Source organism: Caballeronia sp. LZ028, assembly GCF_031451415.1.
Lineage (GTDB): Bacteria > Pseudomonadota > Gammaproteobacteria > Burkholderiales > Burkholderiaceae > Caballeronia > Caballeronia zhejiangensis.
Genome location: NZ_JARUXN010000004.1, coordinates 888469 through 910522 on the forward strand (window position 1 = coordinate 888469; position 22054 = coordinate 910522).

Annotated in this window: 22 protein-coding genes; 6 read left to right on the plus strand and 16 right to left on the minus strand. The window is 63.0% G+C overall.

Annotated elements, in window-relative coordinates; all coding sequences use genetic code 11:
• The first annotated feature begins 9 nt into the window (after positions 1 to 9).
• Entirely contained in the window at positions 10 to 699 is a 690-nt protein-coding gene (locus QCE58_RS26855) for an HD domain-containing protein (protein ID WP_250521707.1), read from the plus strand.
• 1 nt (position 700) lies between these two features.
• Here QCE58_RS26855 and QCE58_RS26860 read toward each other — a convergent pair whose 3' ends face one another.
• The 10 genes from QCE58_RS26860 to norR form a co-directional block, all read right to left on the minus strand.
• Positions 701 to 1411 (minus strand): extensin family protein, encoded by a 711-nt coding sequence (locus QCE58_RS26860; protein ID WP_250503012.1) that lies wholly within the window; start codon positions 1409 to 1411, stop codon positions 701 to 703.
• Positions 1408 to 2463 carry an NAD(P)/FAD-dependent oxidoreductase gene (locus tag QCE58_RS26865; RefSeq protein ID WP_008353206.1) on the minus strand — a complete coding sequence of 352 codons (1056 nt, stop codon included), beginning with the start codon at positions 2461 to 2463 and terminating at the stop codon, positions 1408 to 1410. The genes QCE58_RS26860 and QCE58_RS26865 overlap by 4 nt, the downstream gene beginning before the upstream one ends.
• Positions 2464 to 2580: 117 nt before the next feature.
• Positions 2581 to 3093: a GNAT family N-acetyltransferase gene (locus QCE58_RS26870; protein WP_175979400.1), complete on the minus strand. Its 513-nt coding sequence runs from the start codon at positions 3091 to 3093 to the stop codon at positions 2581 to 2583.
• Positions 3094 to 3634: 541 nt separating this feature from the next.
• Complete coding sequence (locus QCE58_RS26875) at positions 3635 to 4450, minus strand: cytochrome c (protein WP_250521708.1); 816 nt, start codon at positions 4448 to 4450, stop codon at positions 3635 to 3637.
• Positions 4447 to 6072 (minus strand): b(o/a)3-type cytochrome-c oxidase subunit 1, encoded by a 1626-nt coding sequence (locus tag QCE58_RS26880; RefSeq protein ID WP_008353201.1) that lies wholly within the window; start codon positions 6070 to 6072, stop codon positions 4447 to 4449. Before QCE58_RS26880 ends, QCE58_RS26875 begins: the two co-directional genes overlap by 4 nt.
• Positions 6062 to 6628 carry a cupredoxin domain-containing protein gene (locus QCE58_RS26885; protein ID WP_175979402.1) on the minus strand — a complete coding sequence of 189 codons (567 nt, stop codon included), beginning with the start codon at positions 6626 to 6628 and terminating at the stop codon, positions 6062 to 6064. The genes QCE58_RS26880 and QCE58_RS26885 overlap by 11 nt, the downstream gene beginning before the upstream one ends.
• An 18-nt stretch (positions 6629 to 6646) precedes the next feature.
• Complete coding sequence (locus QCE58_RS26890; RefSeq protein ID WP_250435895.1) at positions 6647 to 6817, minus strand: hypothetical protein; 171 nt, start codon at positions 6815 to 6817, stop codon at positions 6647 to 6649.
• Positions 6818 to 6831: 14 nt separating this feature from the next.
• Entirely contained in the window at positions 6832 to 8049 is a 1218-nt protein-coding gene (locus QCE58_RS26895) for a cytochrome c (protein WP_008353197.1), read from the minus strand.
• A 58-nt stretch (positions 8050 to 8107) separates the two neighbouring features.
• Positions 8108 to 8719, minus strand: coding sequence for a c-type cytochrome (locus tag QCE58_RS26900; RefSeq protein WP_081851858.1), 612 nt, complete (start codon positions 8717 to 8719; stop codon positions 8108 to 8110).
• 438 nt (positions 8720 to 9157) lie between these two features.
• Positions 9158 to 10759, minus strand: coding sequence for a nitric oxide reductase transcriptional regulator NorR (norR, locus tag QCE58_RS26905; protein WP_250503015.1), 1602 nt, complete (start codon positions 10757 to 10759; stop codon positions 9158 to 9160).
• 124 nt (positions 10760 to 10883) lie between these two features.
• Between norR and hmpA the strand changes: the two genes are divergently transcribed.
• The 5 genes from hmpA to QCE58_RS26930 all read left to right on the plus strand — a co-directional run bounded on the left by hmpA (position 10884) and on the right by QCE58_RS26930 (position 14578).
• The gene (gene hmpA / locus QCE58_RS26910; protein WP_008353194.1) at positions 10884 to 12065 is read left to right on the plus strand and encodes an NO-inducible flavohemoprotein; all 1182 of its coding nucleotides are present in this window, start codon (positions 10884 to 10886) and stop codon (positions 12063 to 12065) included.
• A gap of 190 nt (positions 12066 to 12255) precedes the next feature.
• Complete coding sequence (locus tag QCE58_RS26915; protein ID WP_008353193.1) at positions 12256 to 12693, plus strand: carboxymuconolactone decarboxylase family protein; 438 nt, start codon at positions 12256 to 12258, stop codon at positions 12691 to 12693.
• A 10-nt stretch (positions 12694 to 12703) separates the two neighbouring features.
• Complete coding sequence (locus tag QCE58_RS26920; protein WP_008353191.1) at positions 12704 to 13114, plus strand: cupin domain-containing protein; 411 nt, start codon at positions 12704 to 12706, stop codon at positions 13112 to 13114.
• A 7-nt stretch (positions 13115 to 13121) separates the two neighbouring features.
• Positions 13122 to 14351: an NnrS family protein gene (locus QCE58_RS26925; protein WP_008353189.1), complete on the plus strand. Its 1230-nt coding sequence runs from the start codon at positions 13122 to 13124 to the stop codon at positions 14349 to 14351.
• Positions 14352 to 14434: 83 nt separating this feature from the next.
• Positions 14435 to 14578 (plus strand): hypothetical protein, encoded by a 144-nt coding sequence (locus QCE58_RS26930; RefSeq protein ID WP_167561851.1) that lies wholly within the window; start codon positions 14435 to 14437, stop codon positions 14576 to 14578.
• 49 nt (positions 14579 to 14627) lie between these two features.
• Here QCE58_RS26930 and QCE58_RS26935 read toward each other — a convergent pair whose 3' ends face one another.
• The 6 genes from QCE58_RS26935 to QCE58_RS26960 all read right to left on the minus strand — a co-directional run bounded on the left by QCE58_RS26935 (position 14628) and on the right by QCE58_RS26960 (position 22046).
• Entirely contained in the window at positions 14628 to 15683 is a 1056-nt protein-coding gene (locus QCE58_RS26935; RefSeq protein ID WP_250521709.1) for an acyltransferase, read from the minus strand.
• A 228-nt stretch (positions 15684 to 15911) separates the two neighbouring features.
• Positions 15912 to 17228 carry an oxalate/formate MFS antiporter gene (oxlT, locus tag QCE58_RS26940; protein WP_008353183.1) on the minus strand — a complete coding sequence of 439 codons (1317 nt, stop codon included), beginning with the start codon at positions 17226 to 17228 and terminating at the stop codon, positions 15912 to 15914.
• A gap of 347 nt (positions 17229 to 17575) precedes the next feature.
• The gene (locus QCE58_RS26945; protein WP_250521710.1) at positions 17576 to 19018 is read right to left on the minus strand and encodes an OprD family outer membrane porin; all 1443 of its coding nucleotides are present in this window, start codon (positions 19016 to 19018) and stop codon (positions 17576 to 17578) included.
• A 171-nt stretch (positions 19019 to 19189) separates the two neighbouring features.
• Complete coding sequence (gene oppF, locus QCE58_RS26950) at positions 19190 to 20173, minus strand: murein tripeptide/oligopeptide ABC transporter ATP binding protein OppF (RefSeq protein ID WP_250521711.1); 984 nt, start codon at positions 20171 to 20173, stop codon at positions 19190 to 19192.
• Positions 20166 to 21152 carry an ABC transporter ATP-binding protein gene (locus tag QCE58_RS26955; RefSeq protein WP_175979411.1) on the minus strand — a complete coding sequence of 329 codons (987 nt, stop codon included), beginning with the start codon at positions 21150 to 21152 and terminating at the stop codon, positions 20166 to 20168. The genes oppF and QCE58_RS26955 overlap by 8 nt, the downstream gene beginning before the upstream one ends.
• Positions 21153 to 21155: 3 nt before the next feature.
• Positions 21156 to 22046 (minus strand): ABC transporter permease subunit, encoded by an 891-nt coding sequence (locus QCE58_RS26960; protein WP_409014175.1) that lies wholly within the window; start codon positions 22044 to 22046, stop codon positions 21156 to 21158.
• Positions 22047 to 22054 lie beyond the last annotated feature (8 nt).

The window sequence follows — 22054 nt, forward strand, 5'->3', positions numbered from 1 at the left end:
GCTTCAAACATGAGCGAAATCATCGCAGGCATCAGCATTCCCGACAGCCAGATGGCGCGCGAAGCCACGCAACTCGTACGCGATACGGAACCCGACCTGCTCTATCATCACTCGCGCCGCGTGTTTCTGTTCGGCGCGCTCGCGGGCGAACGCAAGCGGCTGAAATACGATCCCGAACTGCTTTATATCGGCGCGATGTTCCACGACATGGGCCTCACCGATGCATACAGCAGCCCGCACGACCGCTTCGAAGTCGATGGCGCGAACGCGGCGCGCGATTTCCTGCGCGGGCATGGCATCGGCGAAAGCGAGATCGAGCAGGTGTGGGATGCGATCGCGCTGCACACGACGCCCGGCATTCCGCAGCACAAGAAACCGGTGGTCGCGCTCGTCACGGCGGGCGTCGAGATGGATGTGCTCGGTCTCGCCTACGACGAGTTCAGCGCCGATCAACGCCGGCTCGTCGTCGCGGCGCATCCGCGCGAGGCGAACTTCAAGGAAGGCATCATCGACGCCTTCGCCAAAGGGACGATCGCCAAGCCGGAATCCACTTTCGGCAACGTCAAGGCCGATGTCCTCGCGCTGAAAGACCCGAACTACAGGCGCCTGAACTTCTGCACCATCATCCTCGGATCGGCGTGGAACGATCAGCCGCACGATCATGCGACCTGCCGCAATCCTTCGCATCGACACGCGTAGTTCAGCGACAAACGCGATACGGACCCATGTCGACGTGAAAGTGCGTCTTGTGCAAGGCGTTGTAGTCGGGGCCTAATGTGGTATCGAAGGCATGACACGCGCCTTCGTGAACGCGGCGCAGGAACTGGCCGTCGGGCGACGCGGCATCGTCCCAACGAGCGAGCGTGATGCGGCGTCCGTCATCGAGCACGAAGCCGGTCAGATCGATGGCGTTCGCGCTCGCGTGCTGGCTCAGCGCCGCGTCCTGCTGATGATTCACATTGCGGCAAGCATAACTGCCGACATGCTCGATGCGCGCGATGCGCTCGCCATATGTATCGAGCGCGGCCGCCTGAAGATATTGATGCTCGAAGTAGGCGATGCCGAGCGCGAGCGGACACGTCGCGAGAAACGGCGCGCTGAAGCGCACGTCTTGCGATTGCGTGACGCGTACGACGCTTTGGAGCGCGCATCCGCCCGGTCCGGTCGCATCGGCCATCTCGCGATAGACGAGACCCGAGCGCGCGAGCGCGGCATCGCAGCGTTGCGCGTCGTGCATCGTGCGCCATAGTTTGAAGCGCGTGAGCGGACCTTGCGGCGCGCGCACGTCGAGCGGTGCGAACGGATCGTAACGCTCGGGCAGCACGATGCGTTTCGAATAGACCGCGTAGCCGAACATCGCCGCGCCGGCGAGCAACGCGAGCAACAGCCATCCGACGATGCGTGCGATCACGCGTGATCGGCCGTGTGCGCCGCGCTCACGCGCTCGGCGAGCTTGGCGTCGTAGCTCGAATGTACATGCACGCGCTTTTTCTCGGGATACGCGTACGAATACGCCTTGCGCAACGCGAGCGACGCTTCGTGAAAGCCCGACAGAATGAGCTTCTGCTTGTTCGGATAGTTGGCGATATCGCCGACTGCGAAAATGCCCGGCCGCGACGATTCATAGTTGGACGTATCCACTTCGATGCGGCCGCCGCGCACGTCGAGATTCCATGTCGCGATCGGCCCGAGCTCCGACACGAGACCGTAGAGCGCGACGATCTTGTCGACGGCCAGATCGGTCGAGCCTTCCACCTGCTTGATGCGTGCGCCGCGCAGCACGCCATCGGGCGCATCGAGCGATTCGATCATGCCGACGACGAACGACATCTCACCGGCTTCGACCGCGCGCTTCATCGTCGCGACGGAATTCGCGGCTGCTGAAAACCCGTTGCGCCGATGCACGAGCGTGAGCTTCCTGGCGATGTCCTTCAATGCGAGCGCCCAGTCGAGCGCCGAGTCGCCGCCGCCCGCGACGACGATCTCCTTGTCCGCGAAATCGGCCGCGCGCGAGACGCTGTAATGCACGTCGCGGCCTTCGAGCGCGGCGGCTTCGGGCAACTGCAGACGCTGCGGAACGAACGCGCCGTTGCCCGCGGCGATGAGGATCGCGGCGCAATCGAAAGTCATGCCGTTTTCGGTAGTCACGGTCCAGCGATGATCGTCATCGCGCTGCGTGACGGATTGCACGCGTTGATCGAGGTGGATCGGCACGTCGAAGGGACGAATCTGTTCCAGCAGGCGATCGACGAGCTCGCGCGCGGTGCATGAGGGAATCGCGGGGATATCGTAGATCGGCTTGTCGGGGTAGAGCTCGATGCACTGTCCGCCGATGCGGCCGAGCGTATCGACGATCTGGCACGAGAGGCCGATGACGCCCGCCTCGAAGGCCGCGAATAGCCCGACCGGGCCCGCGCCTATGATCAACACATCGGTTTTTATCGCTTCGCTTTGAGGTTCCATTTCGGGGTTCTTTCCTTGGCCTGCTGACTTTTTCAGCATTCTTCGGGCCACGATACAGAAAGCGTTCTCTCGCGGCAACGAAACCCCTTGCGGCTTAGCGGCGATTGCTTTCAGGCGTCAGGCGCGGGCATCGAAGGCTTCGTCGAAAGAAACGGTTCCGGCGGGGACTTTTTCGCTGAAAGCTAACGCCTGGAAGTATTCGGCGGGCACGCCGGGGAGCGTGAGCGCGGATTCGGGTCGGAAGCCGAAGCGTCCGTAATAACCTGGATCGCCGAGCACGACGCAGCCCGCGGCGCCATCGCGCTTCAGGTGCGCGAGCGCTTCCTTCACGAGTTCGCCGCCGATGCCTTCGCGTTGACGCGCGGGCGTCACGGAAAGCGGACCGAGGCCGAACCAGCCGCTCGCGGTTGCGCTGATGCTGATGGGCGAGATCGCGATATGCCCAATGATGTCGCCGTTTTCCACCGCAACGAGGGATAGCGTGAGGCGGCCCGTTTTTCGCAATGCGTTGACGATGAACTGCTCGGTGTGGCTCGAATAGGGCATATCGAGAAATGCGGCAGTGGTCAGTATTTCGATCGCGTCGATGTCGCTGAGTTGCTCGTGGCGGATTGTTGTGGATGCCTTCATAGCGTGCTCTGTCTTGCGGTGGTGAGGCGTGCATTCTAGCTCTGGGCTATGTCGCCGGATCCCGTTTTCGTGTCGGTCTGTTGGCGTTGCCCCTGTGCGGGGCGGCACTCACTTTCTTTGCCGCTGCAAAGAAAGTAAGCAAAGAAAGCAGCTTTTCAGGCCCCCGGTCACACGCAATTTGGGTAGTTCTCTCATCGCAGATGGCACTCGCCTAAAGAGTGCCCTCATAGGCCCAATCCAGCTTGGATCGCGCACGGTCTGCCGCCCGAATGCGTTGAGCGCGCTGGTTCAGCACGAAAAAGCATCGGCACAGCGCTACGCGCTGCCGCCGGGCATTCAAGGGAAACCATCGGTTTGCGCACGCAGTGCGATAGCGATGTCACTAGCGAAGCACACGCATCCCCGATTGCCAAATCGCGCATGACCGCGGGCCTATCAGTAGCTGCTTTCTTTAGTTTTAGTTACTGCAGCCCCGCACAGGGGAAGTGCCAATAGACCGACGCGTAATCGGATTTGATAGAAGCCGAAGGCAAACCAAACATCACTTCGCATTCGCCCCCGAATTCAACTCCCGCGCGTAATACATGGCAGCAGCATCGATCTCCTCGGGCGTCATGTTGCGCGCGACATTGCGCATGACCCCATCGATATCGTTGGTCCGCGTCCCATTGGCAAACGCCAGCAACTGCGATTTGGTGTAAGCCGCCGGCAAGCCATCGAGCCACGGACTCCCCGCCTTCGTATCGATGCCCCCATGACACACCGCGCAAGGAGCGATATTTCTCATCGGCGCACCGTGCGCGACGATCGGCGGCGCAAGCGCACTGCTCACCTTGCGCTGCGCCGGCGGCCGCGGCAAGTTCGCGTAATACGCAGCGAGATCGCGCATGTCCTGATCCGAAAGATTCATCGCCATCGGCGACATCACCGCGTTGCTCCGCGCGCCCTTCTGAAAATCGATCAATTGCTTGTAAATCACCGACGCATATTGCCCCGCCAGATTCGGCGAGTTGGCCTCGCTCATGCCACGCTCGCCGTGACACATCGTGCATCGTAGAGCCAGCGTCGCGCCACGTCCGATCGAATTCGCGCTCACCTTGTCGAGCAGTTGAGGCGTCATCTCCACGCTCGTCAGCTTCTCTTTCGGCTCGACCGCCGCGCCGCCCGCATACCACTCGCGCGGCACGCCCGCCGCGCTGCAGATCGCATTCCAGATGCCGGCGAACTGCGCATCGCGCTGCACCGAAGGCAGCCACACGAATCCGATCAGCGCCGATACCACCGCAACCGCGATCGTCCCCAATACGCTGACCGTGAACCAGCGATTGCGAAATGTGAAGAGGCGTTCGTCGCTCATCGCTGTGCTCCGATCGGCACCGCAGGCACCGCCGTGTCCGAACGCGCCAGCAACTGCGCGATCGGATAGCCGTAGTTGACGAGCGTAAGCCCGATCATCAGCACGAGCCACAGCGCAAAGCTGTTCAACGCCACCGGAAGCGTGCGCGGCTCATGCACCGCGCGGCTGAAGCGGAACGCCTCGGGCTGCACCAGCGGCGCGCGATGTCCCCTTATCAGCACGATGAAAAACAGCACCGCCGACACAACCAGAATCAGCCCGCCGACAACCGATATCACGACGGACAGCGCCTGCGCCGCAAGCGCCGGATCGTTGTAGTCGTAGAACGCCATGCGTCGCGGCATGCCAAGAATGCCGACGAAATGCCACGGAAAAGTCAGCACGATCATGCCGATGAACCACAGCCACAATTGCCAGCGCATCAGCTTCACGCTCTGCAATGCGCGGCCCGTCAGATGCGGCCACAGATCGTAGGCGATCACGAAGTACATGATGACGATCGCGCCGCCGAAGATCAGATGGAAATGCCCCGTCACCCATTGCGTGTTGTGCACGGTCGAATCGAGCTGATAGCTCATGTTGATGAGCCCGCCCGCGCCGCCGAAACCGAGCATCACGAACGAGAACGCGAGCGCAAGCATCATCGGGTTGTCCCACGGCAACGCCTTGATCCAGCCGAGCGGACCGCGTCCGCCGCGCAGCCGCGCCGCAATCTCCACCGACGCGCAGATCGTGAACACGGTCAGCAACGTCGGCACGGCGACGAGCGTCGTAAAGACCGAATGCATGAACTTGAAGCCCGAGCCGACTTGCGGATCGGCAAACAAGTGATGAATGCCGATGGGCATCGACACGACGAGGAACAGGATGAACGAGATGCGTGCCATCGCATCGCTGTAGAGACGGCCGCCGATCGCGCGCGGAATGATCGTGTAATACGCGATATACGCCGGCATCAGCCAGAAGTAGACGATCGCGTGCAGCGTCCACGAGAAGAACACGCGCGCGAGTCCCGCGTCGATGGTCGTCTTCCAGCCGATCGCGACAGGCAGAATCATGAACAGCACTTCGATGGCCGCGCCCACCGCCGTCCAACCCCACAGATACGCGCCCGCGACGGTCGCGAACATCGCGAGCGGGATCGGCTTGCCGCGATTCTCGCGCTTCCACGACGCGAGATTCACCGACATCAGCGCCACCCAGACCCACGATCCGACCACGACGAACACGACGCCGACGTAATAGAACACGTTGCCGATCATCGGCGGATAAAAGGTATAGAGCACGGATGCGAGACCCATTGCGACGGGCACAGTGGCCGTCACCGCGCCGATCGCGACGAGCCAGAAGCCGAGCCACGCGAAGCGCAAACCCACGAGCGGGCGCTTCAACGCAAGCTCGCTGACTGCATAGCCGAAGCCCATCGCGATGAGCGTCGGGAACGCGTAGCCCATCACCGTGCCGTGCTCCGTCACCGAGCGATAGTAAAGCTCCGGATTCTGCAGCCACGGATGCAGCGGACTGCGCACGAGCATCTGCCATGCGCCGAGCAGCAGCGCGACACCGAAGGCGATGAACGCCAGCCAGAAATGCGCGAGGACGAGGCGCTTGCTATTGAACACAGGACACTCTCCGCGAATTGGCCGGCATCTTGTCGGCCATCTGCATGAATTCGGCGCGATCCACCACCTTCACATGCGCCCACATGTTCTGATGCCCGGTGCCGCAATACTCGTGACAAGGCATCAGATGGTCGCCCGGCTTGTCGAAGGTCGTCTTGAAGGTCGAGACATAGCCCGGCTCCAGCATCGAATTGATGTTCGTGTCGGTGATCAGAAAGCCGTGCACGACATCCGAACTCGTCGCGCGGAACGTGACCGGCACGCCCGCCGGCACGACAAGACATTGCGGCGTGAACGAATACTGCTGCGCGACGATACGCACCGTCACGGAGCCGTCCGCCTCGGGCGCGCTGCCGAGATTGCTTTCGATGAATTCGCCCGATACGTGCAGCGTTTCCGGGCGGACCGTCTCGACGCGCGAGGGCGGCATCATCGCCCAGTGCACGCCGGTGTAGACGACCATGCCGACCAGCACGACGACGATCGCGAGCACGAGAATCGCCCAGCGCCGTTCGACCCGTTCGGCGACATCGTGCGAGCTTGGATGGATGGCCATATGCGACGCCTTAATGAATCACTGGATCACGCCGCGCGGCAGGAACACGGCGAAGTAAAAGATGAACCAGATGCCGATCACGATCGCGGTCGAAATGCCCGCGAGCGCGATCGCGCCCGCCGGGCCGCGCTTCACGATCTCGTCTAGCTGCGCGTCTTCCTTCGCGAGTTCATTCGGGTCTTCGGTCATGGTGTCGTCGATGCTCAATAAAGTGGCGCCGAACGCAGCTCGTTCACTTCCTTCACGGAAACCGGCGTGCCGTGGTTGCCCCACGCGGTGCGGATATACGTGACGACCGCCGCGACCTCGACATCCGAGAGCGACTGCGCGAACGGCGGCATGCCGTAAGGCTTCGGGTTCTTGAACGTGCCCGGCGGATAGCCGCCGTTCAGCACCATGCGGATCGGATTCACCGACGAGTTCATCACGATCGATTGATTGTTCGCGAGCGGCGGGAAATCGGGCGGCTTGCCCTGGCCTTGCGTCGCGTGACATTCGGCGCAGTGCTGGTCGTAGACCTTCTTGCCGAGCGGCGCGAGATCCGAGCGCGCCTCGACGGCCGCCTGGCTCGGCGGCGCGGGCTTGTCGCCGGAACGCGCGGGCAGCGCCTTCAGATAGACGGCCATCGCGCGCACGTCTTCCTCGCTCAGATATTGCAGACTGTCGTAGACAACTTCGGCCATCGGTCCATACACCGCGCCGCGATTCGACACGCCCGCATGCAGCAGGCCGACGATGTCCTCCATGCTCCAGTCGCCGAGACCCGCTTCCTTGTTCGACGTGAGCGACGGCGCGTACCAGTTCTGGATCGGGATCAGCCCGCCTTCGAACGCCTTCGACTTCACATTGCCGCCGAGCGCGTTGATCGCGGTGTGGCACATCGAGCAATGACCGAGCCCTTCGACGAGATACGCGCCGCGGTTCCATTCCGCCGATTGCGTCGCGTCCGGCTGATACTCGCCCTCGCGAAAGAAGAGCGAACGCCAGCCGTACAGCAGCTCGCGTCGGTTGAACGGAAAACGCAATTCGTGCGGCCGGTTGGGCTGATGCACCGGCGGCGTGGACATCAGGAATGCGTAGATTGCGTCGGAGTCGGCGCGCGTGACTTTTGTATAGGACGTATAGGGCATCGCGGGATAAAGCAGCGAGCCGTCGCGTGACTTGCCCGAGTGCATCATCGTGTAGAACTCGCCGGCGCTCCAGCTGCCGATGCCCGTCTCCTTGTCCGACGAGATGTTGGGCGTGAAGAGCGTGCCGAAGGGCGTGTCCATCGGACGGCCGCCGCCGAACGTCTTGCCCGCCGGCAGCGTATGGCACGCGATGCAATCGCCCGCGCGCGCGAGATATTCGCCGCGCTTGACGGTCGCGGCGTCGGCGCTCTGCGCGATGGCATGTTCGATCGGCGCGGCGCACGCCGCCATGAAGACCGCGACGGTCAGCGCTCGGAATGGGCGAAAACGGAGCACGTCGGGTCCTCGATTAGTTGTGGACGCTGCCGCACGCGAGCGGCATCTTGAGCGAACCGGCGGCGACCGGCACCGGATCGGCCGGCGCGGGCAGCGTCGCGAGGTAGGCTGCGATCGCGGTGATGTCGCGGTCGGAGAGCAGTTTCGCGACCTGCCCCATGCAATCCGGCGCGACCGTCGAGCGCGTGCCGTATCGCCATGCGCCGAGTTGCGCGCTGATGTAGTCGGCATGCAGGCCGAGCAGACCGGGAATCGCCGGCTCCATGCCGGTCATCGACGCGCCGTGGCAGCTCACGCAGGCGGGCACGTTGCGCGTAGCGTTGCCCTTCGTGACGAGCGTCTTGCCGAGCTCTAGCGTCTTCGAATCGACGGTGACGGGCGACGGCGGCGGAAACGGCGGATGTTCGCTCGCGAAGTATTCCGCGATCTGCTTCAAATACGCGTCGGGAAGATACGCGAGCAGGTAATTCATCGGCGGATACTTGCGCCGGCCGTCGCGAAAAGCGAGCAGTTGGTTGTACAGATAGCCGGCGGGCTTGCCGGACAGACGCGGGAAGTAGTCGTTGTCGGTGCCCTGGCCCTGCGAGCCGTGGCATGTGGCGCATCCCATCACGCGGGCCTGCATCGTGTCGGGCGCGCGCTCCAGCGGCGCGTTGTCGGCCGCGAACGCTCCGATGCTGAAAAACGCGAAGAGCGCGGACCAAAAGAATGTGCCGAGCTTTGCCACGTTTCGCACGTAACCCCCGTTGTCGATTTGCCGTGTTCGATGTGCCGGGCGCGTGCTGCTCGTCCGGCTCGGTTCTTCAAGGCGCTGCAATGTTCTTGCTGCAGATGGGTTGCGCTAGGCTTTTCTGATCTTAGAAGAGATCGCCCGTTTTTCCCAACTCAGAGATTGTCTCAATCTGTCACATCGATGCGCGTGACAAATCCAAGTGTTTTTTGCGTTCGAACAATGAACCGCATTTTTTTGAGACGAGCAACGACGTCGACCCGATCTGCTAAGGACTGTAGATAGTCGCTTTGCGCGGCCATGTCCATCATTTCGAGATGAACGAGGTGTTGCTCATTTGAGCCCGAGGCGCTTGGCGAGGCGATTGAGATTCGCGCGATCCAGACCGAGCTCGCGCGCCGCCGACGCCCAGTTCTGGTTGTGACGCTTCAACGCGTCGAGGATGAGCGTGCGTTCGTAGGCCGTCACGGCGTCGCGGAAGTCGGCGCCCGGCGCGGGCAGCGGCGCGGCTTCGACGCGCGTCGCGGCATCGGCGGCCAGTGCGGTGTCGCCGGCGAGCGTGAGGTCGGCGGCGGTGAGCGTGAGGATGCGCGGACGTTCGCGATGCGCCGCGAGCGCCTTCAATGCGCTGCGTCCGATCAGATGCTCCAGTTCGCGCACGTTGCCGGGCCAGCGATACGCGAGCAGCGCGGCTTGCGCATCCGCGGAAAGACGCAGGCTCAGGAGGCCGAGGCGCGAGCGGTTCTCTTCGAGAAAGTAGCCGGCGAGCAGCAAGACGTCGCGTCCGCGTTCGCGCAACGGCGGCACGACGAGCGGATACACCGACAGCCGATGATAGAAGTCCGCGCGAAAGCGCCCTTCACGCACTTCCTCGGCGAGATCGCGATTGGTGGCGGCAATGAGCCGCACGTCGACCTTGTGCTCGCTGTCCGAGCCGATCCGCTGCAACTGGCCGTTCTGAAGCACGCGCAGCAGCTTGGCCTGCACGGGCAGCGGCAGCTCGCCGACTTCATCGAGAAAGAGCGTGCCGCCATCGGCGAGTTCGAACTTCCCGCGCCGGTCCGACGACGCGCCCGAAAACGCACCGCGCACATGCCCGAAGAGCTCGCTTTCGACGAGCGTATCGGGCAGCGCCGCGCAATTCAGGCTGACGAGCGGTTTGTCGGCGCGCGGCGAAAGCGCGTGAATCTCGCTCGCGACGAGCTCCTTGCCGACGCCCGTCTCGCCGGTGATGAGCACGGTCAGATCGCTCGACGCGACGATCGCAATCTCTTCCTGCAAGCGGTTATGCGGCTCGCTGCTGCCGATCATTTCGCGCCTTCGCGGTCCGCTCGCCTGCCGATACACCTCCGCACGCTGACGCTCGGCCTCGCTCGATTTCGCGAGCGCATCGATGCGTTCGGCGACGCTCACGGTCGCCGCCGCTAGACTCAAGAACGCCTGCAGCGAAGCCATGTCGATGCCGTCGAAGCGCGCGGGATCGAGCGCGTCGAGCGTCAGCAAGCCCCACGCGCGCCCGTTGATGACGAGCGGGCAGCCGAGACAATCGTGCACCTCCAGATCGCCGCTCACGCCCTTGACCAGTCCGTCGTAGGGATCGGGCAAGTCCGAGCCGGCGGCGAAGCGCGTCGGTTCAGCGCGCGCGAGAATGCGTGCGAACCGCGGGTGGTCGCTCACGCGAAAGCGCCGGCCGAGCGTATCGCCCGAAAGACCGTCGATGGCGAGCGGCACGAGCGTATCGCCGTCGAGCCGCAACAGCGCGGACGCATCGCTCGGAAACAGCGCGCGCGATGTGTGCAGCAAACGGCGGTAGCGCTCGGTGTCGGGCATCTCGCTCGACAGGTCCTCGATAAGCGGAACGAGCGCATCGAGCAGCACGCGTGAAGTCATTGCGACTACGTCAGCAGTCCTTTTGACTAGAGTCGAATCGACCATGTTTGATAATAAACGATTGATTTATCGACGATTCTACTCTGGCACGGATCGTGTATAGATTCTGCCGAAGAATTCAGACGCGAAAGCGCCCCGCTTTCGCCTTTATCACACGAGGAAACGAACAATGCTGTCAGCAGAACACCGTGCCATCGTCAAAGCGACCGTTCCCCTTCTGGAAAGCGGCGGCGAAGCCCTCACCACGCACTTCTATAACAAGATGCTCAGCGAGTATCCCGAGGTCCGCCCGATGTTCAACCAGGCGCACCAGGCAAGCGGCGCGCAACCACGCGCGCTCGCCAACGGCGTGCTGATGTACGCACGGCACATCGACGAACTCGAGAAGCTCGGCGGGCTCGTCGGCCAGATCATCAACAAGCACGTCGCGCTGGACATCCAGCCGGAACATTATCCGATCGTCGGACGCTGCCTGCTCGCGTCGATCCGTGAGGTGCTCGGCGCGGAAATCGCCACCGACGCCGTCATCGAGGCGTGGGCCGCCGCCTACGGGCAACTTGCGGATCTGCTGATCGGACTCGAGGAAGGCATCTACAGCGAGCGCGAAAACGCGCCGGGCGGCTGGCGCGGCACGCGGCGTTTCGTCGTCGCGCGCAAGGAGAAGGAAAGCGACGAGATCACGTCCTTCTATCTCGTCCCGGAAGACGGCGGCGCGCTGCTCGACTTCCATCCGGGTCAGTACATCGGCTTGCGCCTGTTCATCGACGGCGAGGAACTGCGCCGCAACTACTCGCTCTCGGCCGCACCGAACGGCCGCGAATATCGCATCAGCGTGAAGCGTGAGGCGAATGGCAAGGTGTCGAATTTCCTGCATGAACACGTCGGCGAAAACAGCGTGCTCGATCTCTATCCGCCCGCAGGCGACTTCAAGCTCGAACACAACGACAAGCCGCTCGTGCTCATCAGCGGCGGGGTCGGCATCACGCCGACGCTCGCGATGCTGCAAGCCGCGCTCAAAACGCAACGCCCGGTGCACTTCATCCACTCGGCGCGGCACGGCGGCGTGCACGCGTTCCGTGCGGCGATCGAGGAACTGGCGGCGCGCCATCCGCAACTGAAGCGCTTCTACTGCTACGAGCACAAGCGCGATGGCGATCTCGAAGCGCACGGCATCGGCTTTGTCGACGAAACGCTGCTCGATACGTGGCTGCCGAAGAACCGCGATGTCGATGCCTACTTCCTCGGGCCGAAGGCGTTCATGAAGGCGGTGAAGAAGCATCTGAAGGCGCTCGGCGTGCCCGAAGCGCAGAGCCGCTACGAGTTCTTCGGCCCGGCCGCCGCGCTCGACTGATTCCGTGCGTGGTGCGGCCCTCGACCCGCGGCGCATTTGGCCGCGGGTTTTTTTGCGCGTTCCAGCCTTTGCAAGTGGTTACCTCGATTTTGTAGAAACCGGCCATTTCAAAAGGCCAGCCAGACGCCTAATCTGATCTTGCCGCGCCGATCTGGCGCACTTTCAGAACCCAGGCAAAGAGGATACGCAAATGGAACCCCGTCTCGACTTCTACAAAGCCAATCCCGCAGCAATCAAGGCGCTGGTCGGCGTCGAGGAGCGCATCGCGAAGTCCGCGCTCGAGAAATCGCTGACCGAACTGGTACGGCTGCGCGCATCGCAGATCAACGGCTGCGCGTTTTGCGTCGACATGCATACGACCGATGCGCGCAAGGGCGGCGAAACTGATCGGCGGCTGGCGACGGTCGTTGTCTGGCGCGAGACGCCGTTCTTCACCGATCGCGAACGCGCCGCGCTCGAATGGACCGAGGCGTTGACGCTGGTGTCGCAAGACCACGTACCCGATGCCGTGTGGGAAGCCGTGAAGCCCCATTTCAGCGACGATGAAATTGTCGACCTGACGCTGCTCGTTTCCGCGATCAATAGCTGGAACCGTTTCGCGATCGCTTTCCGCAAGCTGCCGGCGTGAGGGCATCGACATGAGAAAGCGCGAAATTCTCGTGCTGGCGGCCGCGCTGATGATCGGTGCAGCGAGCGCCGGCGCGCACGACGCGGCGGGCGCGGAACTCGTCACGCCGATGATCAAGCAGGCCGTGCCGGAAGTGGCCGGCAAGAACGTGCTGATGGCGACCGTCTCGTACAAGCCGGGACAGTCGTCGGAGGCGCACATGCATCCGGGGTCGATCTTCGCTTACGTGCTGGAGGGCCGCGTGACTTCGCAGCTCGAAGGCGGAAGCGCGAAGACGTATGGCCCCGGCGAATCGTGGTACGAACCGCCGGGCGCGCATCACATCGTGTCGAAGAATGCGAGCGCGACGAAGCCGGCAAAGCTGCTCGTGTTCGCGATCGTCGGCGATGGCGATCCGGTCAAGCAGCCGATCCCGCATTGAGGACAACATGAAGATCGCAGAACCCGACACCGTTTTCATCGCGACGCCGCAGAAGCGTTCGCCGGAGCATCGGCCGCGTTTCGCGCTGTTCGATCTCGGCTTCCGGCCGTTCTACCTGTGCGGCGCGGCGTTCGGCGCGCTCTCGGTGACGGTGTGGCTACTGGTGCTGTCGGGCGTGCCGCTGTTCGGCGGCTATCTGCTGCGCGCGGATCCGGTCGCTTGGCACGCGCACGAGATGGTGTTCGGGTTCGCGGCGGCGATCGTCGCCGGCTTTCTGCTGACGGCCGTGCGCGCGTGGACCGGACGCGACACGGCCAAGGGCGCGACACTCGCATCGCTCGTGCTGCTGTGGCTCGCCGGGCGCGTGCTCGTGTGGAGCGGCCCGGCGCTGCCGGCGGCGATCGTCGATAGCGCGTTCCTGCCGGTCGCCGCGATTCTGCTGCTGCGGGTGCTCGTCGAGGCGGGCAACCGGCGCAACTACTTCATCGCGGTCGTTGTGTTCGCGTTCGGCGCGCTGAACGCCGCGTTCCACGCGTTCGCGATCGACGCGCGCCCCGATCTCGCGATGCGCGCGGTGTGTGCGTCGGCGGGCATCGTCGTGTTGCTCGTCGGCGTGATCGGCGGACGCGTGATCCCGATGTTCACCGCCAATGCAATGCCCGGTTTCATCGCACGGCGCTGGCGCTTCGTCGAGTTGATGGCCGCGCCGCTCACGATCGCGGCGTTTGTCGCGGACGCCTTCGCGCTCGATGGCGCGATCGTCGCGCCGATCGCCTTGCTGGCCTGCGGCGTGCATCTCGCGCGGATGATCGGCTGGCGCTCGTACGCGGTGCGCGGCCGGCCGATTCTCGCGATCCTGCATCTCGCTTATGCGTGGCTGCCGCTCGGCTTCGCACTGCTCGCGCTGTCGGCGCTCGGATGGACACGCGTGCCGCACAGTCTCGCGATGCATGCGTTCGCGGCTGGCGCGATCGGCGGCGCGATCATCGCGATGATCACGCGCACCGCGCGCGGGCATACCGGACGGCCGCTCGTCGCGGACACGCGCGATGTCGCGTGCTACGCGCTCGTGATGTCAGCGGGCGCACTGCGCGTGCTCGGGCCGCTCGTCGCGCCTTCGTGGCATTCGACGTGGGTCTTTGCGGCTGGGTCGTGCTGGGTTCTTGCGTTCGGGCTCTACGTCGCCGCTTATGCCGCGCCGCTCTTCAAGCCGCGTGCGGATGGCAAGCCAGGTTGAGACGGCGACGGATTTTGACATCGGGAAGCGAGGGTTCCGCGAGAATCGCGTCCGGCTTTCCCGATTCCGATTCCGATCCCGCCATGAAGCACCTTCGTTCTCTTTGCGCCGCGGCGACGCTCATCGCCGCTTTGCTCGCCCTTTCCGGCTGCGGCCTCTTCGGATGCAGCGGCTTTGCCACCAACGGCGGCGGCTTCGGCGGCTGCAGCGTCGGCACGCGGTTCTGATTCGATGGCGCGAGGCGGGCGACAAGCCGGGTCGCAAGGGTCATCGTCATCACAGCGCAACGCCGCCCGCGGCCTTCGCCTTTTTGGCGCCCGAATACCTCGCCTTCAATCCGAGCGCCTGCTTCTCGATCAAATACCAAGAGAGCGCGCCCGCGAGCCAGGAACCGGGCAGCGCGATCAGCATCATTTGTAGCGCGGAGCCGTCCGGATGGAAGTGATTCACGACCTGCTGAATCGGCCAGCCATAGAGATAGATCCCGTACGAATAGTCTTCGATGGGTCCGAGATTGAGCTTTGGCGCGAAGGCGATCATGAACACGCCATAGGCAATCACCGCGCCGCAGGCAATCTCGAACGCCGGCTGACGGTAGGAAAGCACCGCCGCAAGCAGCAGCGCGAAGAGACCCTGGCGGTTCAGCGGGATGAAATCCCGGTTGACGTAGAGAAAGACACCAGCGGCGAAAAACACGGCAACGCGAAGGTTGGACGGATCGCCCGTGATGAACGGCATGTACGTCGGCGCGAAGAGTCCGATCGCGACCAGGGCGGCGATGCAGAGGTTAGCGACCCATCGACTGCGAAGCGCGCCGAGCGCGCCGAACACCAGTACCAGGACGTAAAGCCGGACCTCGACCCAGATGCTCCACAGCGTTCCGTTCACGGCGTTCCGCGCGTGATTGTCCGCGAAGACGCCGGGCAAGCGCTCGGCATACTCATACAGAGAGGCGTTGCGCCAGACAAAGCCGTACGTCTCGGGTGACTCGAAGTAGATTCCGCGCGAAAGCGTCGTCAACGACGGACCGAGCACGAAGGCGAGCAGCGCCATGCAAACCACCAGCGCCGGGAACAGACGCAGGGCGCGCGAGATGACGAAGTCTTTCACGCTGTGCCGACGATCGAAGCTGAACGTGATGAGAAATCCGCTGATGACGAAAAAGATATGCAGACCGAGATCGCCCGAATATCGGTAATGCAGGATCGACGTCGTGAAATCTCTGAGACCGTTGGTCGTGGCGGCAAGCGCGAACGAATGCCCATAGACAACGAGCGAAGCGGCGATAAGACGCAACAGCAGGAAATTATTACTGTCCTCTCGGCCGTTCATATTAAAAGCTTGTCCCAGCGTTCTCATGAATGCCGCCTATGTGGAAGGCGGAATTGTAACGCGGTGTGACACAAATTAATAAGTTGCCGAAGCGGCGGCCCGTTTGAACCGCTCCCTTCTCCGCGCGGCTTCAGCCGAAGACGCGCGGAGAGGACCTTCACACGAGCACTGCCCGGCCACGAACCGGCACAAGGACGTTCGCGGACGACAGTGAAAACCAGGCTAATTTCAGGAAGATATCTGGTTCGTTTTGGTTAGCCCTTGTTGCATGAGACTTTGCTGGGTCTGCGAATGTGCATTGCGCATCGGCTTCAGCACGAAAAGCGCGAGCAGCGCCGATATCGCCGCCATCCCCGCCGCAAGCATGAACACGGCGTGCCAGCTGCCGGTCATCGTCGTGATGACGCTCGAGAACGGCACCAGCAACGCCGCCGTGCCCTTCGCCGTGTACAGCAGGCCCGCGTTCGTCGCCGCGAACTTCGGACCGAAGGTATCGCCGCACGTCGCCGGGAAGAGACTGTAGATTTCGCCCCACGCGAAGAACACGATGCCCGTCAGCACGACAAACGCGATCGGGCTATGCCCGTACTTCGACAACGCGACGATGCCCACCGCCTCGATCGCGAACGCGACGAACATCGTGTTTTCCCGTCCGATGCGATCCGAGACCCAACCGAAGAACGGCCGCGTCAGACCGTTGAGCACGCGGTCGATCGTGAGCGCGAAGGTCAGCGCGGGCAAGGTCAAGCCGAGTATCGACACGGGCGAATCGTGCAAGCCGAAGTCCTTCGCGATCGGACCGAGCTGCGCGGTCGCCATCAGGCCGCCGGCGGCCATCATCACGAACATCAGATACATGACCCAGAAGATCGGCGACTGCAGCACCTGCTTCGGACTTGCGTTGTAGACCGCGGCCTTGACCGTGCTCTTCACCGTCGCGAGCAACTGCGCGGGCGGCGCATAGAGCGCCATGCCGAGCAGGAAGACCACAAGGCCCTGGCCGAGACCGAACCACAGGAACGTCGCTTCATAGCCGCTCGATTTGATCATGTGCGCGATCGGCACGACGGTCGCGGCGGAACCCATCCCGAAGCCTGCCGCCGTGATGCCCGCAGCAAGTCCGCGCCGCGTCGGGAACCACTTGAGCGCGTTGCCGACGCACGTGCCGTACACCGCGCCCGCACCCACGCCACCGACCGCCGCGGCGAAGTACAGAAGCGGCAGCGACGACGCCACCGAGTTGATCGCCCACGCGATCGCGCATAGCAGCCCGCCACCGACCACCACCGGCCTTGGACCGTACTTGTCGACGAGATAACCCTCGATAGGCACGAGCCATGTCTCCGTCACGACGAAGATCGTAAACGCCACCTGAATGGCCGCGCGGCCCCAGTGGTACTTCTCGTCGATCGGATTGACGAAGAGCGTCCAGCCGTACTGCATGTTCGCGATCATCGCCATGCAAATCACGCCGAAAACCAACTGCACCCACGGCGACGCGAGGCGCGACGCCTTGTCATCGCGGCCCATCTGGTTCATTCCCATGCCTGTCTCCTTGGCAAATATGCCTTGTGTATGCGGACGTCGAACGACGCCTCCCGCGACGCCCATTCATGCTGCGCGCATATACACAGTATGTGATATATCAAGTAAGTCAAGCGAAAGAAATGGCGGGGTTTTCACTTAGAGGATGAAACGGTGTAAGCGCATGAAAGCTGCAGTGGGCGCGGATCGTACAGACGAAAAAAAGCCCGGCAGAGGGAGACCTGCCGGGCGATGAGCGTGGGCGAGACATGGCAATCCGCAGCACGCCCTCTCTTTATAAATGAAAGTTAAACGTAATGTAAACGGGTATTTTTGTAGGGTTTACGCTGCGGTGTTTTTAGGCGTTTTCAGAACACGTTCACAGGGACATTGACCATCAGCCGGTAGACGTCGCTCGTGCCGTCCGGATAGTACGCGCTATTGCTGTGATGATGCATGTAGTAGAACTTGATCGACGTGTTCTTGAACTTGCCGTCGGGAATCGTGTAGCTCGGGATCACGCCGATCTCGTAGTGCGTACCGCTGATCGGCTTGCCGTTCACCAGATAGTTAGCCGCCTGAGCGCTGTCGCCGTTAGCCATCGCGCTGCCATCCGCGCCCCAGCCGTAAGCACCCCACAACGCGAACTTCGCGCCGGGCAGGCCGTATTCCTTGAGGTTGAGCGAATAAGACAGGCTCACCGATTTTTCATGCGGCTGGTTGTAGTCGACATCGAGCGAATTCGACAGATAATCGCCCGCAGATTGCCCCATGTAGTCGAACGTCTGATCGCTCACGATCTGCTGGAACGCGAACTGCACCGTATGCGCGCCGTGCGTGCCGGCGAGCGCGAGCGAATACGCGTTATTGTTGATCGACCCTTGACGCTTGTCGCCGATCGCGCCGGTGTAGTAGTAGTTCAACGAACCCGTCCAGCGGATGCTCTTCGGATCGCCGATGCTCTGCGTCGCCGTCAGGTAGTACTGCTGCCATACGTTGTTCGCGACGCTGCCGTAGAGCGAGACGGCCGTATCGTCACCGTGTGTCCAGTCGCCGCCGAAGTACGTGAACTGCGAGACGTGCGTGCCGCCGTATTCCGTCGTGAGGCCGGTGACGGTCGTCATGCCGCGCGCGATCACGCCATCGACCGTGCCGGCCTTGAGCGTCAGGTTCTTGATCTCGTCGCTGGCAAGCGAGAAGCCGCGATACGTCGGCGGCAACGCGCGGTTGTCGTGCGGCACGAGGAACGGGTTATCGAAGAGTTGCTGACCGTATTTAAGCACCGTGTTCGACACGCGCGCCTTCACGTCCCACACGCCCGGATACGCCCACGCGAGCTGGTTCGCGCCGCTCGGGTCGCCGCTCGAGGAAACGTGCACGCGATTGCCCGCGCCCTGCCCGCCGTTCAGCTTGAACGCACCGAAGAGCGACACGTCCGCACCCACGCCGATCAGCCCTTTCGTATAGCCCGACTCGAACACGGCCTGCGCACCGAGGACCCACGCGTCCTTCTTGCCTGCGCCCTTGAATTCGTCATGCTCTGTGAAGGACCGCATCAACAGATTCAAGTGCGAATCCTCGATGAATCCCTTCGATTTCGCCTGATTGCTGACGGGCGCATCGGCTTCCGTGTTGGGCGGCGAATCCGGTGCCAGCGCCTTTTGACGCGTGAGCAGATCATCGTCGGCGGATGGCTGCTGCGCCTGCGCGGCCTGCGTCGGCGCCTGTTGCGCATGTGCCGGAACGGCTGCGGCGATATAAGCGCCGAAAAGCAAAATGGACAATGCCGCTGACGTTTTTTGTTTTCTCATGAAAAGTATCTCCACTGACTCGACCCGCAAACAACATGAAATGAACAACTAGAAAGGATTCCGAATTACCTGACGAAGTGAACCGTGCCCGTCGATCGCGAAGGATCGGCACGAACGGTCCGTTCAGGGACGCGCTAGTAAAAGAGAAAGTGTCCCTTTACGCCGGGGCCATCACGCATACAGACAGGCGGCCGACGAACTCTCACCAAGCGCGCGCAACACCGGTACTTCGCGTGCGCAACGCGCGTCGGCCATCGGACAGCGCGTATGAAACACGCAGCCCGAAGGCGGATCGATCGGGCTCGGAATGTCGCCCGACAGAATCTGCACGGTCTTTGCGCGCTCGACGGCCGGATCGGGTACCGGTACCGCCGACAGCAACGCCCGCGTATACGGATGACGCGGCGTGTCATAGAGCGCGTGCTTCTCCGCGAGCTCCATCACGCGGCCGAGATACATCACCATCACGCGATCGGAGATGTGCCGCACCACGGCCAGATCGTGCGCGATGAAGATGAGCGCGAGCTTCATCTCTTTTTGCAGCGACTTCAGCAGATTGACGATCTGCGCCTGAATCGACACATCGAGCGCGGACACCGGTTCATCGCAGATGACGAGCTTCGGCTCGACGATCAGCGCCCGCGCAATGCCAATGCGCTGACACTGCCCGCCCGAAAACTCGTGCGGATAGCGGTTGATCATCTGCTCGCGCAGACCGACCTTGGCCATCATCGCGCGCACGCGTTCTTCGACTTCGCGCGTGTTCATGCCCGGCCGATGCTCGACGAGCGGCTCCGCGATGATCTGCCCGATCGTCATGCGCGGATCGAGCGATGCGAGCGGGTCCTGAAAGATCATCTGCACGTCGCCGCGCACGCGATGCCATTCACGCGTCGAAGCGCCCGACAAGCGCGCGCCCATCCACACGATGTCGCCGCTCGTCGCGGGAATGAGATTGAGGATCGCGCGCGACAACGTGGACTTGCCGCAACCCGATTCGCCGACGACGCCGAGCGTCTCGCCCGCCTCGAGATCGAAGCTCACGCCGTCGACGGCCTTTAGCGTGCGGCGCGCCGCCCACGGCAGACGGTTCTTCGGCTTCACCTGAAAATGCACGCGCATGTCGCGCACGGAGAGAATCGGCGCGTCAGACATGGCTCGCTTCCTTCTTGATCAGATGAACCGGACGATGACAGGCCCGCAGCCAGCCCGGTCCGATCGCCTTCAGCGCGGGCGCATCGACGGCGCATTCATCGCTTGCATCGGCGCATCGTTCGTGGAACGGACAGCCCGCCGGCGGATGGGCCATGTTCGGCGGATTGCCGGGGATGCCGGTCAGCTCGCCGCCGTCGTGATCGAGACGCGGCAACGCGCGCAACAGGCCGACCGTGTACGGATGCGAAGGCTGCGCGAACAACGTGTTCGCATCGCACTGTTCCATCACACGCCCGCCGTACATCACCATGACTTTTTCGCACAAGCCGGCGACGACGCCGAGATCGTGCGTGATCAATACGATCGACGTGCCGAAGTCATGCTGGAGATTGCGCAACAATTGCAGAATCTGCGCTTGCACGGTGACGTCGAGCGCGGTGGTCGGCTCGTCGGCGAACAGCACTTCGGGCTCGCACAGCAACGCCATTGCGATCATCACCCGCTGACGCATGCCGCCCGACAACTCGTGCGGATACTGCCCGATGCGATGCGCGGCCTCGGGAATGCGCACGGCTTCGAGCATCGAGATTGCGCGCTTCTTCGCTTCGCGGCGCGTGACGTTCTTGTGCAGTTCGAGCACTTCGGTCATCTGCCGCTCGATCGTGAGATACGGATTGAGCGAGCTCATCGGATCCTGGAAGATCATCGACAGGCGATTGCCGCGGATGCGGTTCATCGCGCGATTCGTCATGCCGATGAGATTCTCGCCGCGATACATCGCGCGTCCGCTCGCGCGCCCATTCGATGCGAGCAGGCCGAGCATCGCGAGCACGCTCTGGCTCTTGCCCGAGCCCGACTCGCCGACAATGCCGAGCGTCTCGCCCTCTTCCAGCGTGAAATTCACGCCGTTGACGGCGCGCACGGCGGCGTCGTGCGTCCTGAATTCGACTTGCAGATCGTTGACTTCGAGTAGCGGCATGGCTCACCTGTCCTTCGGATCGAGCGCGTCGCGCAGCCCGTCGCCGACAAAGTTGATGCAGTAAAGCGTGATCGAGAGCAGCGCCGCCGGAAACAGCAGAATCCACGGCGACGACTCCATCACGCCGACGCCGTCTTGAATCAGCACGCCCCAGCTCGTCATCGGTTCCTGCACGCCGAGGCCGAGGAACGACAGCACGGATTCCGTGAGGATGACGGCAGGCACGGTGACAGTCGTATAGATCGCGACGATGCCGAGCAGATTCGGCACCACATGCCGCGCGATGATGCGCCGCGTCGGCACGCCGATCGCGCGCGCCGCTTCGACATATTCCTTGGAGCGGATCGACAGCGTCTGGCCGCGCACGACGCGCGCCATGTCCATCCACGAAAAGATCGTGATGGTGATGACGACGAGATAGAACTCGCGGCCGAGCAGTGTCACCATCAGGATAGCGATGAGCAGATATGGAATCGCGTACATCATGTCGACGATACGCATCATCGCGTTATCGACGCGTCCGCCGACGAAGCCCGCGACCGCGCCCCACAGGATGCCGAGCGTCACCGACGTGAGCGTGGCGAGCGCGCCGATCATCAGCGACACGCGCCCGCCGATCAGGCAGCGCACGAGCAGATCGCGGCCAGTGTCGTCGGTGCCGAACAGATGCCAGTTGGCGAGCGTCGGCGCGACGCTCGTCGCGTTCCAGTCGGTCGAGTCGAATTCGTTCGGCAACAACCACGGTCCGACGATGCACGCGAGCGTGATCAGCACGAGCAGCGCGAGACTCACGACCGCCGCCTTGTTGCGCAGGAAACGCGCGCGCGCGTCCTGCCACGGGCTGCGGCCGGCGACCGCCTTTTCGAGCATCGGTGCAAGAGAAGCAGATTTCATCGCGCGCC

Bases quoted from the DNA above. Each gene is read 5' to 3' on its own strand.
- QCE58_RS26865 (WP_008353206.1), bottom strand. From the start codon at position 2,463: ATGGAACCTCAAAGCGAAGCGATAAAAACCGATGTGTTGATCATAGGC.
- QCE58_RS26945 (WP_250521710.1), bottom strand. From the start codon at position 19,018: ATGAGAAAACAAAAAACGTCAGCGGCATTGTCCATTTTGCTTTTCGGC.
- QCE58_RS26930 (WP_167561851.1), top strand. From the start codon at position 14,435: ATGAAGCACCTTCGTTCTCTTTGCGCCGCGGCGACGCTCATCGCCGCT.
- QCE58_RS26920 (WP_008353191.1), top strand. From the start codon at position 12,704: ATGAGAAAGCGCGAAATTCTCGTGCTGGCGGCCGCGCTGATGATCGGT.
- QCE58_RS26960 (WP_409014175.1), bottom strand. From the start codon at position 22,046: ATGAAATCTGCTTCTCTTGCACCGATGCTCGAAAAGGCGGTCGCCGGC.
- QCE58_RS26925 (WP_008353189.1), top strand. From the start codon at position 13,122: ATGAAGATCGCAGAACCCGACACCGTTTTCATCGCGACGCCGCAGAAG.
- norR (WP_250503015.1), bottom strand. From the start codon at position 10,759: ATGGTCGATTCGACTCTAGTCAAAAGGACTGCTGACGTAGTCGCAATG.
- QCE58_RS26935 (WP_250521709.1), bottom strand. From the start codon at position 15,683: ATGAACGGCCGAGAGGACAGTAATAATTTCCTGCTGTTGCGTCTTATC.
- oxlT (WP_008353183.1), bottom strand. From the start codon at position 17,228: ATGGGAATGAACCAGATGGGCCGCGATGACAAGGCGTCGCGCCTCGCG.
- QCE58_RS26885 (WP_175979402.1), bottom strand. From the start codon at position 6,628: ATGGCCATCCATCCAAGCTCGCACGATGTCGCCGAACGGGTCGAACGG.
- hmpA (WP_008353194.1), top strand. From the start codon at position 10,884: ATGCTGTCAGCAGAACACCGTGCCATCGTCAAAGCGACCGTTCCCCTT.
- QCE58_RS26955 (WP_175979411.1), bottom strand. From the start codon at position 21,152: ATGCCGCTACTCGAAGTCAACGATCTGCAAGTCGAATTCAGGACGCAC.
- QCE58_RS26895 (WP_008353197.1), bottom strand. From the start codon at position 8,049: ATGGCGGCGTGCGCCGCGCCGATCGAACATGCCATCGCGCAGAGCGCC.
- QCE58_RS26915 (WP_008353193.1), top strand. From the start codon at position 12,256: ATGGAACCCCGTCTCGACTTCTACAAAGCCAATCCCGCAGCAATCAAG.
- QCE58_RS26870 (WP_175979400.1), bottom strand. From the start codon at position 3,093: ATGAAGGCATCCACAACAATCCGCCACGAGCAACTCAGCGACATCGAC.
- QCE58_RS26855 (WP_250521707.1), top strand. From the start codon at position 10: ATGAGCGAAATCATCGCAGGCATCAGCATTCCCGACAGCCAGATGGCG.
- oppF (WP_250521711.1), bottom strand. From the start codon at position 20,173: ATGTCTGACGCGCCGATTCTCTCCGTGCGCGACATGCGCGTGCATTTT.
- QCE58_RS26890 (WP_250435895.1), bottom strand. From the start codon at position 6,817: ATGACCGAAGACCCGAATGAACTCGCGAAGGAAGACGCGCAGCTAGAC.
- QCE58_RS26875 (WP_250521708.1), bottom strand. From the start codon at position 4,450: ATGAGCGACGAACGCCTCTTCACATTTCGCAATCGCTGGTTCACGGTC.
- QCE58_RS26900 (WP_081851858.1), bottom strand. From the start codon at position 8,719: ATGCAGGCCCGCGTGATGGGATGCGCCACATGCCACGGCTCGCAGGGC.